This window comes from Chamaesiphon minutus PCC 6605 (genome assembly GCF_000317145.1).
In the GTDB taxonomy this organism is placed as follows: Bacteria; Cyanobacteriota; Cyanobacteriia; order Cyanobacteriales; family Chamaesiphonaceae; genus Chamaesiphon; species Chamaesiphon minutus.
On record NC_019697.1, the window covers coordinates 1,959,354 to 1,972,066 of the forward strand.

Sequence of the window (12,713 nt, forward strand, 5' to 3'; positions counted from 1 at the left end):
ATTTTTAGATTTTAACTAATATAGCTATGTTCGATCGCTTACGTTGGCAATTACTACTTTCGTATCTAGCTGTATTTACCGCAATCTTGGGAGTATTTGCGATTGCAGTTAGACTGGTGTTTGGCTATAGTTTACGTCAGAGCTTGAGTCAAGAATTAGTGATCTTAGCTGAAGTTGCTGCTACTCATGCCGAAATTCAGAATAATCGACTGACTGTTGGTGATGAGTTTACAGATCGCAGTTTAGCTCTCCCAGATCGAAAATTTGAGTGGTTCGATCTCCAACAACGATTAGTAGATAAAGTTGGCGATCTCAATGTCAACCTGCCACTAAATACTAAAGATTCAGTTCAATTTAATAAATATCCAGGTCAAAAGCCAGATGAAACAATATCGGCAGTCGTGCCAATTATCGAGCGAGATAATCGACAACAAATCGGTTATGTGCGGATTACCCAATCTCTAGATGCACTCGATCGAACCTTCCACCAACTAGATATCGGCTTAATTAGTGGGATGATAATTTCGCTGGCAATTAGTAGTGGTGCGGGAATTTGGCTGACGCGCAGGGCGATGAAGCCCGCTATTAGCAGTTATCAACAATTGCAACAATTCACCGCTGATGCCGCTCACGAGCTACGCAGCCCCCTAATGGCAGTCAAAACTAATGCTAGTACCGCTCTTAAATATCCCGATGGCATCCGCTCTGGAGATCTAAAAAAGTTTACAGCGATCGCCAGTGCAACGGAGCAAATCATTACTCTAACTGAAGATTTATTACTATTGGCTAGAGCCGAAAAAGATTGTCGTTCCGACAAGCTGCACCAGATCGATCGCACGATAGAACAGATCGATCTGACGTTACTCCTACAGCAAATAGCCGCAACATATCGATCTCAACTCGACGCGAAATCTCTAGAATTCGATCTCAATATTCAATCGAATTTGTCAGTTCGGGGATATATTAGTAGCCCCGATCGTCAAGCAATGCCTTTAATCGGTCGAGTGTTTATCAATCTCATTGAAAATGCCATTCACTATACGCCATCGGGCGGCAAAATTAGTATTTTAGCTCATCAGATCGATCGACAGGTTGAGATTAGGATTAGCGATACTGGGGTGGGAATTGCTGCTGATGAGCTAGAGCGAATCTTCGATCGATTTTGGCGAGGAGATCGATCGCGCACCCGTTGGGCAGGTGGTTCGGGCTTAGGATTGGCAATTGCTAAATCGATCGTCGAGCAGCATCATGGCTCGATTAGCGTTCAAAGTAAATTAGGTCAAGGTAGTCAGTTTATAGTACGATTACCTGCAATTTTTCCTAGCTGAATTAGGGACGTAGGCTGCTCGTGCTAGATGGCGATCGCCCAAATTCAACGGGAACAGCAGGAGTCCCCACCCTCAGCGAAGCGGGGTGGGGAGGAATGCGAGTGAGTGAACGATTGCACCCGCCCACAAGACGCAAAGGCGTAGCCAGTGGGAGATGGGCGGGTGTATGAGCGAACGAACAAAATCCCTCGCCTAAACCCTTGAGTATTATTATCTTCAACAGTTATAATAATTACAAAATCTGTTGAAGCTATGAATCAAGTCATCACCGCAAAACTAAAGCTTAATCTCACCATCGAACAGAAATCGGCGGTGCGTGATACTGCTTTGGCTTACCGCGACGCTTTGAACCACGCCTCTAAAGTTGCTTTTGATAATGGCAAGGCTAGTAATGGGGCTAAGTGTCACTTGCAGCATAAAATGGCGGAAAAAGCCAGGTTATGCTTCACAGAGCGAAGTACCTTGGGGAGTAAAGATAGAAGTGGAAGTAGTTCACAGAAAGAATTTTAGCCAAATGGATTGTGTTCTTCATCTTCCTGATTGAGACTTTCAGGCGATCGATCGCTTAAATAAACCAGCCCTGCTAAAAGCAAAAGTTGGGATGAGCACAACAAATAGATGTAATCAGTTCAATAACTGTTTATCTTTAAAAAATCTTGCACAGCAAGGGTTTGAGTTATTTTGCATCAGAACGATTTAATTTTATCTTGATAAAATGAATCATATATTGTCTGAGAGTTCTCAGAAATAGCTGCTTTTTAGTGAGATTTTGTACCCAATTCGCTAAAAGAACTCATCGCCTTGTTATGCTTCATTTTTAGAACTCAACGCCAATTTATGATACAAAACTCGATCGAATCGATCGCCTAGAATGACCTGTTTTCGTTTCTAGACCGCCAAGTTATGATTCACAAATCCGCCATTTTATGCTGCAAGTGACAGAATGCGATATCTAGCAGTAGAGACAGATCTGAACAATCGGACTGCATTCTATTCTGGCAAAGAAGCTAGGCACAAGGCTAACCGATACTATAAAGCTAGACAAACCTTACAGCGCAAAGACACTCGATCGGCAAAGCGGAGACTAATTGCTTTGGCTGGGAGAGAGAGACGGTTTATCGCTGATGTAAATCACCAAATGAGTAAAGACATTGCGAAACCTAATAGTCTAATTGGTTTGGAGAACTTGACCGGAATCCGCGATAGAACTAAAACCAAGTCAGGCAAAAGGGCAAGCAAGAAACAGCGCAGAGCTAATCGGAATAAAGCTAAATGGTCATTTGCTGAATTGCACAGCTATATCGACTATAAAGCTAATTTGATTGGCAGTTTAGCAACCAAAATTCCGGCTCATTACACTTCGCAAAGCTGTCCTAAATGTGGGCATACATCGAAGGGTAATCGACCAGACAAAGGATTGTTATTCCGCTGTGAGTGCTGCGCTCATGAGATCCATGCGGATCTTGCAGGTGCTAGAAATATTGCAATGAGAACGTTGCTCGTCCGACAAGATTGGATGAGTACGGGTGCCTTGTCAGTGCGCCCTGATGTGTCGCGTGATGAAACTAAAGCTGAGATCCTTTCGAGGTTTTCAGAATTGAGGTGGAGCGCAGATACAAGCTACCCGCTCAGCGAAGCGGCGGGTAGTAATTGACCAGATTGCCTGTAATGTTACCTGTCTTGCTCAGAAATCCATCTAAAGGGATATAGACGCATTTATATTACCAACTGACAATATGAGGGTGTAGATTTTCAGGCAGCCTTAACTATGGAAAATACGAAGCCAATCGATGATGAGCTAAGTGTGGCGATGGGTCAGCCGACTATCGAGCAACTACAACAGGCAGCCACAGAAGGATTTAAGTCCGTACTAAACTTGCGTTGGCATAGCCTACCGGAGGTAATCGCCCCAAGAAGAGGGTTTTGTCAGTGACGAGCAACAACAGGCAGAAGCCGCAGGACTCAAATATGTCAATATCCCAGTTAAGCCGGACGGGATGAGCGACGAACTCACGGATCGGGTACTTCAAGAAATCGAGCGACTGCCCAAACCCGCTCTGATTCACTGCAAAAGTGGAATGCGTTCGGGTTTGATGACATTGATGTATGTCGCTACCGAACAGGGACTTAATGCTGAGAAAGCAACAGCAATGGGCAAACAAAATGGGTTCGATTATGATTCCAACCCCCAAATGAAGCAGTTCCTCGAACATTACGTTTCCGAACACGATCGAGTAGGTTGAGATTTTAGTTGAGTCACGACAAGTTTAGTATTTAATGGGAAGTAAAGATAAGATTGAGATGCTTCTTTCGTACTCGATTTAGACAAAGAGGCACATCATGTCGCGACCACCGATCGATCGCCAGCGGGAACATCAAGCAAACGAACGTACTTTCCTCGCTTGGCTCCGCACCTCGATTGCCCTAATTAGCTTTGGATTTGCGATCGCCCGCTTTGGCTTATTTTTGCGTCAGCTTGGATTAGTAATCACCCGTCAAGCAAGTCCTACAAACCCGATCTTTAACTCCCAAAACCTCGGTCTTGGTATGGTTGTTTTTGGGATCGCACTCATCGCTCTGGCTGCTTGGCGATACAGCCAAGTATTCTGGCAAATCGAACGCGGAGATTATCAACCGAGCCGCATTACCGTATTTGTCATGACTGGAATCGTCATCATTTTAGGAATCCTGAGCCTTCCCTTACTAATAGTTCGCGATCGAGAAATAATTCCTCCTGCTTTACCTTCTAAAAGTCTCAAGTCTAATCGGTAAATATTATTTGATTCTGGAGAGTGTTTCTCGATTTTGGCTTTGTCCTGGAGCAGATCCCAGATAAACAATCCGATCGAAGTCTGCAAGCCGATTCAGCGGCCAAAACCGCAAGACGGCTCGACCGATAATGTCATGTCGTGGGACAAAGCCCCAATAGTGGCTGTCGTAGCTATTGTTACGATTGTCCCCCAGGACGAGGTAGGAATTGGCAGGCACCACCACTGGCCCAAATCGATAATCGGGTTTGGCGGCAATATAAGTTTCCGTTAAAGCAGAGTCATTGACATAGACTCTGCCATTACGAACCGCAACGGTTTCTCCTGGCAATCCAATTACCCGCTTGATAAAGGCATCGTGAAATTTTTCTTGTCTCAATGTGCGAGTCGGGTTGAAAACCACCATATCGCCGCGTCTGGGGGATGAGAAATCGTAGCTGATTTTATCGATAATCAGCCGATCGTTAATCTGGAGCGTTGGCTCCATCGAACCAGAGGGAATATAACGGGCTTCGGCAACAAATGTCCGAATGCCCAAGGCAAAGATTGCACTCAGTCCCAAGACTTTCAAGTTCTCCCGCCACATGTTTCCACGAGCGGGATTGTGGATGATTGGATTAGACATCGATTGAAGGTTTAGTGAAGATTGGTGGATGAGAAATTAATCTATAGGTGTTAACACTGGCGGCTTTCCAGCTTCGATCGAATCGATGGGCAATGTGCGGCACATCAAGCAAAGAGCCGATCGAATTGTGTCGAGCTGTTAGGGGGTCGATTGAGATTGACTGAGTTGTTGCTTAGGTGCGGGCATTGCAACCGTTGTAACACTCAACGATCTGGGTCGATCTCCACGATAAAGACCGATTTGCAAGTTGCTACCAACTCGCTTCTGTTCCACAATTTGCTGCACCGAGTTGGCATCTTTAATCTGTTGTCCATCAATTTGCTCGATTGCATCTCCAGACCGCAATCCGGCTTTGGCGGCTGGGGAATCGAGGGTTACTTTGGTCACTAACACACCCTGACTGTGGTAGTGTGACTTATGGGATAACTTGGCACAGTCGTCAACCATAAATTGGCTTTTTAATAACGAAAACACGTCGTTTCAGGCGATCGCTCGCGATAAGTTGTAAACCATAACTTGGCAGTAAGTACCTAAATTCAATCATAATAAGGCAATGAGTTCTTTTTGAGAATTGTGTGCTAACATCGCTAAAAATGGCAATTTTCAAGAACTCTCAGCCAAGATATGGTTGACTCCAAGGAGTATTCAACTTGAACCCAAGAGAATTTGAACGATGGTGTCAGACACTGAACTTGCCACCAGCAGCCATCGAAGCGATCGCTAAGATCCGGTCGGCTCCCCCAAGCCGTCGCGTCCAAGGACGAGCCTCTAATGTCAGCGGTACCTACCCTTCCCAAAAAATGGGGTTGACCATCCAATTTGAAAGCCACAAGGTAGAATTGTGGGCGATCTACTTGATGGAACACGACCCAACTGTTCTAGAGTTTTACGACCAACCATCCTGCTTTAAAATTCAATACACCAACAAATCTGGACGCAAGATCGGTCACTATCACACGCCAGACTTCTTTGTCCTGGGCACCAAATCAGCCGCCTGGGTGGAATGGAAAACCGAAGCCGAACTGGAGAAACTGAGTGAAAAATATCCCACTCGTTATCTCCAAGCCGCAGATGGCTCGTGGCGATGCCCGCCTGGAGAGGCTTATGCTTCTCCATTGGGTCTTGAATATCACGTTCGCACTGATGCCTCATTAGACCCCATCTATATCCAGAACTTAATCTTCCTAGAGGATTACCTCGGATTTAAGACAGACAGTAATCCGTCGATTCAAGCACTGGTCAAAGAGAGAGTTAAAACAGCACCAGGCATCACTTTAGCCGCTCTGTTGGCATCCTCACCCCAAATCAGTGCCAATGATGTCTATGTGATGATAGTCCTCGACCAACTCTACATCGCACTCTTAGATGTGCCGCTCGTACAGCACGAACGAGTACGGCTATATCCAGACCGCCAGACTTATGACACTTATCGAGAAAGTTCTCAACACCAAAAAGATCTAACTATTGCTGACACTGCACCACCGACATTAGTTGCCAACACTCGTCTGCGCTGGGATGGCAGACTCTGGACATTAGTTAATCTGGGAGAGACAACCACTACCCTACTACCAGAAATCGGACAGCCACTGCAAATATCTTCCGCATTCTTTTACCAACTTCTCGACGGCGGAGCAATTAACTTTCCTGAAACAGAAGGAGCGACGAATCCAGCAGTAATAGCATTGATGGAGGGAGCATCCCCAAGCGATCTGAGAACAGCTAACCAACGGTTTGGGGCAGTCATGGCAGAGCGAGAGCAAGGAGCCGCAGGGCAGAGCGATGTCTCCAAACGGACTCTGTACCGATGGTTGAAGCAGTTGAAAGAGGCAGAACTTAAATACGGTTGCGGCTATGTCGGATTGCTACCCAAAACGCAAGCACGGGGGAACCGGACAACCAAAGCCCCAAACGTATCGAGTGAATTACTCAACACCTTTATTACCGGGCAGTTTGAAACCCCCACCCAAGCACCCGCCGCTTCAGTCTATCGAGCATACCAACGAGCTTGCGAACAGCAGGGCATTCCCTCACTGTCGCGGTGTACTTTTTACGCTCGTCTCCAACAACGACCGATTCACGAGCAGACTGAAAAGCGCAAAGGCTCTAAAGCTGCCTATCGCCACCAACCTTGGTATTGGGAACTAACTTACAGTACCCCTCGCCACGGCGACCGCCCCCTGGGTATCGTTCATATCGACCACACTCAACTCGATCTAGAATTGCGTTCTGCGACAACAGGAAGATTGCTGGGAAGACCTTGGCTGACCTTAATGGTAGATGCCTATTCACGCCGCATCCTCACCATTTATCTGACCTTCGACCCACCCAGTTACCGTTCCTGCATGATGGCGATTCGCATCTGCGTTCAACGCTTCGGTCGCTTCCCGCAAGCCATCGTGGTCGATGGTGGGAAAGAGTTTCACAGCGTCTATTTTGACACCTTACTCGCGCGTTATCACTGTACCAAAAAGACTCGTCCTGGAGCCAAACCCCGCTTTGGTAGTGTAATCGAGCGACTGTTTGGGACTACCAATACCCAGTTAATCTTCAACTTGTCAGGCAACACCCAAGCGACCAAACAAGTGCGAGAAATTACCAAGGCAGTTAACCCCAAACAACATGCCCTGTGGACATTGGGCGATTTGTACGCCTATTTGGTTGAGTATGCCTATGTTGTTTACGACCAAAACGAACACCCAGCCTTATCGATGTCACCCCAGAGTGCTTACGAGCAGGGAGAAATGAACGCAGGGGAACGACTGCATCGGCGGATTGCTTATGATGAAGATTTTATCCTCGCCACTCACCCCAGTCCGCGTTCGGGACAGGCTTTAGTTCAACCTGGAAAGGGGATTAAATTGAATTACCTCTACTATTGGAGCGATGCGTTCCGCCATCCTGAAGTCGAACGCACGAAAGTCTCAGTGCGTTACGACCCCTTCGATTTAGGCGTGGCTTATGCTTACGTTCAAGGGCGATGGGTTAAGTGCATTTCTCAGTATTACAGCATTTTCTCAGGACGCAGCGAACGAGAACTGCTGTTAGCTTCGCTCGAAATCAAGCAACAAGCCAAACTCACTCAGACGAACACTACTATTTCGGCTAAACGTCTAGCTGATTTCCTTAGTAATGTCACCGCTCATGAGGCTTTGATGCTGCAACGCTTGCGGGATTTGGAGGGGCAAAATGTCCTCAATACACTCGGACAAAGAGCGTCGTCTGCTCCACAGAGCCAGCCCCAGCCACAAACAGAACCACTCGCTCCTAATAGTCTTCAAACCCTTGCTCCCACTCAACCTAGTCCAGCCTTAGTCTTAGATCTGTCCCAAATCCCGTTGTTTGAGGAGTACCGTTAATGAAGGATGTTGTGACTGTCGATCTGACGCTGGAATTAACATCCAAGCTGAATCACTTTAAAGAGTATGCTGTGTCACATCCTCAACTACTCCAGGTAGATAAGGTATTGATGCAAGCCATTCAAGAACCCGCTGGATTTGCTCATGTGCTGATTTATGGGCCTTCTGGGGTGGGTAAAACGACGATGATTCGTCAAATTTCCCGACGGTTAAATGAGATCTCAAATGAGATCCCACCAGCGGTTGTTACAGACCGCTCCAGCTATAGTAATGGTGGGGTTGCGCCAGTACCCTTATTGCTGCTGGAAACACGTCCACCGGATGGTGGAGCCTTCAACCGAGCAGATTACTACCGCACTGCTCTAAAACTGTTGGGTGAACCCTTCTACGAACGCCGTCTGTTGGTCGATATCGATACCGAACAAACGATTGAGAAGAAAGGCCGTGGACGGAGTAAAGCTACCCAGTTTAATGATTCTCCCGAACTGCGTCATGCGCTCGAAGCAGCGATGGCGAAACGGGGCGTAAGAGCTGTGATTCTCGATGAAGCCCAACATCTGATGAAGGTTGGCAGTGGCGCGAGTGGTGGTAAGTTACTCGACCAATTGGACTGGATTAAGTCGATGACGAATGTGACTGGGGTGCTGCACATTCTGATTGGCACTTACGAGCTGTTGAACTTTCGCAATTTAAGCGGGCAGGCATCGCGGCGGGGGCTGGATCTGCATTTTCCGCGTTATCTGTTTCAACACGAGCAAGACCGTCAGGATTTTCAAGGGGTGTTATTGGCACTGCTCAAGCAAGTTCCACTCACGACTGATATCCCTGCTTTGATGCAGCATTGGTTCTATTTTTACGAACGGTCGATTGGTTGTATTGGTGTACTCAAGGACTGGCTGATTCGGGCGGTGGCGGCAGCTATCCGCGAGGGGAGTGACACTTTGACTCAAGGGCGATTAGAGGAACATGCGTTGTCTTTGTCTCAATGCGAACGGATGGCTCTGGATGCGATTGAGGGCGAACAAAAGCTGGGCTATGCGGAAAGTCGGCGCGACCATTTATGGCGGTTGTTGCAATCTGGGATGACCTCAACGACTGTGCCTACCACTGTTGTCTCCACAACAGTGGCTGTCGAGGATGCTCCGCCACCTGCCAAAAAGCCAAGGAAAAAGCGTTCCACTTCGTCAACTACTGAGTCAGTGACTGCATCTGTCGAGACTTTCGAGACTATCGTTGAACCTGTCCCGCCTAAGAAAAGAAGGAGTAAAAAGGCTGTCACTACGCCAGCGCCAGTCCCAGATCCAGTCCCAGAAACTTTGAATGTCACAACCAACGATCTGGCAGTAGATCTGCTTGGGGCTGAAATTCCGCTTCCTGTAGCCGAACCAGCTAAGAAAAAAAACTCAAGGCGTGTCGGACAGCGCAATCCACAGCGAGATCCAGTTGGCTGAGATGATTGGGGGGTGGACTACTGCTACTAAGATTTTCAAAGGCAGGTACTTGTGCTTGTCAAGCATAAGTTGTCATTTTCCGCCAAGTTATGCCAGAAGTCACAGGTAGATCGTCAGGTTGCTGTTGGGATCGTCATTAATTTGCTTTTGGAGATCGGGAGTTAACGTCACCATTTCAATCCCCAAATAGGGATGCTTGACGATGCCTGTAGCAATCAACTGGTTGGCGATCGTTTTGGCAGTATTAATGGGAATTGCAAAGCCCAGTCCGCGAGCATCCTGAATAATCGCTGTATTCATGCCAATCACTTGTCCCCGTGCATTGAGGAGGGGGCCACCTGAGTTACCAGGATTGATTGACGCATCCGTCTGAATAAAGTTAACTCGCTCGTTTGGGGCACCGATATCACTGCTGGAGCGACCTGTAGCACTAATAATCCCGGATGTGACCGTATTATCTAAACCGAGAGGATTCCCAATTGCAATCGCCCATTCTCCTGGCTTCAAGCGAGCGGAATCGCCCAGTTCGACCACGGGTAAATTGTTCGAGGGGATTTTAACAACCGCTACATCAGTAACCGGATCGGTGCCCATCACTTTGCCTTGAAATGTGCGTCCATCTTTGAGCGTCACCTTCACGGTATTAACTCCATTCACCACATGAGCATTTGTGAGAATTTCGCCATTGGAGCTGATGATAAAGCCCGAACCAATTCCTCTGACAATTTCCTTTGATGGTGAGCTTGGCACTTGGGAGCCGAAGAACTTTTGGAAAAAAGGGTCGTTAAATTCAGCCGGAGGTTGCTTGGTAACTGTCTGCTTCGAGTCGATGCGAACGACTGCGGCTCCTGCTTTATCGACAACTTGAGTGATGAAGTTTGAGGGTGTTGGCACCGATGCCAATCGATCGGCAGGCACTGAAGCGATGGGAGTAGAAATCGAGGCTGGATGCTGTGGCGTGAAAAACATCATGCTTTTTGTAAATCCATAATTTATAGCGATGGCACCTCCAGCTCCCAATAAAATTAGACCGAGCGGAGTCAATAATTTTGCTCGAACAAAATCTCTGTTGCTACGATGCTGTCGGATATTTGGATCGAGATCGAGCGGACTGACTTCAAATCTATTGTGAGATTCACGATTTTCGGTTTGCATAGGATTTTGCTCTAGAGATCGAGCCTAAACCAGTAAAAATACTTGAAGAGATTGCTAGAATTAGCCTTTAATTCAATAGTAAATAACAAATGTCAAGAACTCGAAAAGATTTGTCGTTGGCGTAGCCTATCGGAGATAATTGTGAGTACAATTTTGCTTACTTTCGATTGGTTTGGCACACTTTGATTTATTCGACTATGATGATGCTAGTCCAAGCCTGAAGTTATAAAAGTTCGGGCTAGCATCGAAATTAAGACGTAAAGGTGAGACTTATGACTTCACTGCCTTGGTCGATCGAAGTGGTGGTTGGATCGGGGATGGGCTTTTGTTCGGGGCTGTTTGGTTTGGGCGGTAGTTCCATCGGTACGCCGATTCTGCGGTTACTGGGGCTACCTGCGTTGATTGCGCTAGCGAGTCCGCTGCCACTAACCTTACCCAGTGCGATTGGCGGTGCGATCGCGTATCGAAATACTCACCTGATTCACTGGCGAATTGCTGTATCAACCAGCTTGTGGGGTAGTCCTGGAGTAATTGCGGGATCTTTGCTGACAAAATTTCTGCATGGAACTGTGCTGATGCTATTCACGGCATTGTTTATTCTCGGCGTGGGGATGTATGGGTTAAGTGGACTCCGAAATCGAGCTACGCCCGAACCGAGGGCGAAATTAAACGAGCGGATCGTGCCCTACTGGTCGCCGCTAGTGGGGTTAATTAATGGATTGCTGGCTAATGGTGGCGGATTGCTGCTCGTCCCGTTCTATCAACTCGGAATCGGGCTAGAGCTGAGAGCTGCCTTGGCAACTTCTCTGGCAACTGTAGCTCTGATGGCACTGCCTTCGACGATCGTTCATACTGCTTTAGGACACATCGATTGGGTCTTGACGGGATGGTTGGCGATCGGAGTTTTTCCGTTTACTTATTTAGGAAGTCAACTGGCTCTACATTTACCCACTCCAATTTTGACTCGTCTTTATAGCCTATTTTTAATTGCCCTAGCACTATATTTTGGCTACATAGAGATTACTAGCTTGCTACCAAAATGAAGCAACCGTACAGTCAAATTGCGCCAAGAAAAGTTGTGCAAACGCTAAGATCGATCGATTGGATGGCTATGATGCAGGGAACGAAAGAATTGCTGGAGAATACAGGCGATCGATCGCTGAGAGTAAGTCAGCAGGCTCGGCAATTAGCAGATCTGGTTTCTGCTGGAGTAGGGCGGTGGGATCGTTGAAACCCCAGCTTACAGCAACGATCTTTATCCCAACCGACCGAGCGGCGCGGATATCGCGAATTTCGTCGCCTACATAAACTGCATTAGCTCGCTCGATGTTGCTTTGTTTTATCACTTTGGAGATCGCTCTACCTTTGCCGAAAGTACTAGCACTCGTGACAAAATCGAATCGATGCTCGATGCCATACTGACGTAGTACGGCGTGAATATTAGCTTCGGAATTGGAACTGACGATCCCCAACCGATAGTGTTCGGCTTTGAGTCGTTCGACTAACTCGACAATGCCTGAAAACAGTTCTACCCGTTTGGCTTCAGTGTAAAATTCTTGTCTGACGCGCTGCACGATCCACGGGATTTTCCACAACGCCACATCGATGGCGCGGACTATTTCCCAAGGACTGAGATATTTGAGAGTAGCAATGAAATCGTCGCTCAACTGTTTGTAACCAAACTCCGACGCAAGCCGATTGGTAATGTCTATCATGATGACGAGACTATCTGCCAAGGTACCATCAAAGTCAAAAATAATCAGTCGGGGTTTGAGATCGGTATTTAGTGGTTGAGTTTGTTTGAATGAGGTTATTTGCAACATAATCGCAACAGCATCTTGGGTTGTTTCACCCAGTCGATTGAAAAGCCAGAAATATAAAACCGATCGATGATGTCGTAACGGAGGACTAAACCCCAATAGCGATCGAATGTTTAATTTCTTAATTTCAGTGTATGAATAGAAAGTAAAGAAGTCGAAAAGATTTTGAAATAGTTCGCTCAAATTTGGCTACTTATCAAGTTAGCTGAA

The 12,713-nt window shown here is 46.9% G+C and carries 12 protein-coding genes and 1 pseudogene; 9 read left to right on the plus strand and 4 right to left on the minus strand.

Annotation, left to right across the window (positions count from 1 at the left end):
- Positions 1–26: 26 nt before the first annotated feature.
- The 6 genes and pseudogenes from CHA6605_RS09065 (at position 27) to CHA6605_RS09085 (ending at position 4,100) form a co-directional block, all read left to right on the plus strand.
- Positions 27–1,328 (plus strand): sensor histidine kinase, encoded by a 1,302-nt coding sequence (locus tag CHA6605_RS09065; RefSeq protein ID WP_015159172.1) that lies wholly within the window; start codon positions 27–29, stop codon positions 1,326–1,328.
- A gap of 252 nt (positions 1,329–1,580) precedes the next feature.
- A complete protein-coding gene (locus CHA6605_RS35030) occupies positions 1,581–1,838 on the plus strand; it encodes a hypothetical protein (RefSeq protein ID WP_041547837.1) in 258 nt (85 codons plus the stop codon).
- Positions 1,839–2,274: 436 nt separating this feature from the next.
- Positions 2,275–2,982, plus strand: a pseudogene (locus CHA6605_RS09075) (RNA-guided endonuclease InsQ/TnpB family protein); the annotation flags it as partial.
- Between the two features lie 114 nt (positions 2,983–3,096).
- Positions 3,097–3,261: a hypothetical protein gene (locus CHA6605_RS36855; RefSeq protein WP_232432233.1), complete on the plus strand. Its 165-nt coding sequence runs from the start codon at positions 3,097–3,099 to the stop codon at positions 3,259–3,261.
- Between the two features lie 43 nt (positions 3,262–3,304).
- The gene (locus CHA6605_RS36860; protein ID WP_232432281.1) at positions 3,305–3,571 is read left to right on the plus strand and encodes a hypothetical protein; all 267 of its coding nucleotides are present in this window, start codon (positions 3,305–3,307) and stop codon (positions 3,569–3,571) included.
- A gap of 97 nt (positions 3,572–3,668) precedes the next feature.
- Entirely contained in the window at positions 3,669–4,100 is a 432-nt protein-coding gene (locus CHA6605_RS09085; protein WP_015159173.1) for a YidH family protein, read from the plus strand.
- Positions 4,101–4,103: 3 nt separating this feature from the next.
- Here CHA6605_RS09085 and lepB read toward each other — a convergent pair whose 3' ends face one another.
- Positions 4,104–4,721, minus strand: a complete 618-nt coding sequence (gene lepB, locus CHA6605_RS09090; RefSeq protein WP_015159174.1) for a signal peptidase I — start codon at positions 4,719–4,721, stop codon at positions 4,104–4,106.
- 138 nt (positions 4,722–4,859) lie between these two features.
- Complete coding sequence (locus CHA6605_RS09095; protein WP_015159175.1) at positions 4,860–5,168, minus strand: PDZ domain-containing protein; 309 nt, start codon at positions 5,166–5,168, stop codon at positions 4,860–4,862.
- A gap of 203 nt (positions 5,169–5,371) precedes the next feature.
- On the opposite strand from CHA6605_RS09095, the gene CHA6605_RS09100 reads away from it, so the two are divergent.
- Positions 5,372–8,077 (plus strand): TnsA endonuclease N-terminal domain-containing protein, encoded by a 2,706-nt coding sequence (locus CHA6605_RS09100; protein WP_015157549.1) that lies wholly within the window; start codon positions 5,372–5,374, stop codon positions 8,075–8,077.
- Entirely contained in the window at positions 8,077–9,528 is a 1,452-nt protein-coding gene (locus CHA6605_RS09105; RefSeq protein ID WP_015157550.1) for an ATP-binding protein, read from the plus strand. The genes CHA6605_RS09100 and CHA6605_RS09105 overlap by 1 nt, the downstream gene beginning before the upstream one ends.
- Positions 9,529–9,627: 99 nt before the next feature.
- Here the strand turns inward: CHA6605_RS09105 and CHA6605_RS09110 are convergent, their stop codons facing one another.
- Positions 9,628–10,683 carry a trypsin-like peptidase domain-containing protein gene (locus CHA6605_RS09110; RefSeq protein WP_015159176.1) on the minus strand — a complete coding sequence of 352 codons (1,056 nt, stop codon included), beginning with the start codon at positions 10,681–10,683 and terminating at the stop codon, positions 9,628–9,630.
- Between the two features lie 272 nt (positions 10,684–10,955).
- Between CHA6605_RS09110 and CHA6605_RS09115 the strand changes: the two genes are divergently transcribed.
- Complete coding sequence (locus tag CHA6605_RS09115) at positions 10,956–11,726, plus strand: sulfite exporter TauE/SafE family protein (protein ID WP_015159177.1); 771 nt, start codon at positions 10,956–10,958, stop codon at positions 11,724–11,726.
- A gap of 66 nt (positions 11,727–11,792) precedes the next feature.
- On the opposite strand, the gene CHA6605_RS09120 is transcribed toward CHA6605_RS09115, so the two are convergent.
- Complete coding sequence (locus CHA6605_RS09120) at positions 11,793–12,686, minus strand: HAD-IA family hydrolase (RefSeq protein ID WP_232432234.1); 894 nt, start codon at positions 12,684–12,686, stop codon at positions 11,793–11,795.
- Positions 12,687–12,713 lie beyond the last annotated feature (27 nt).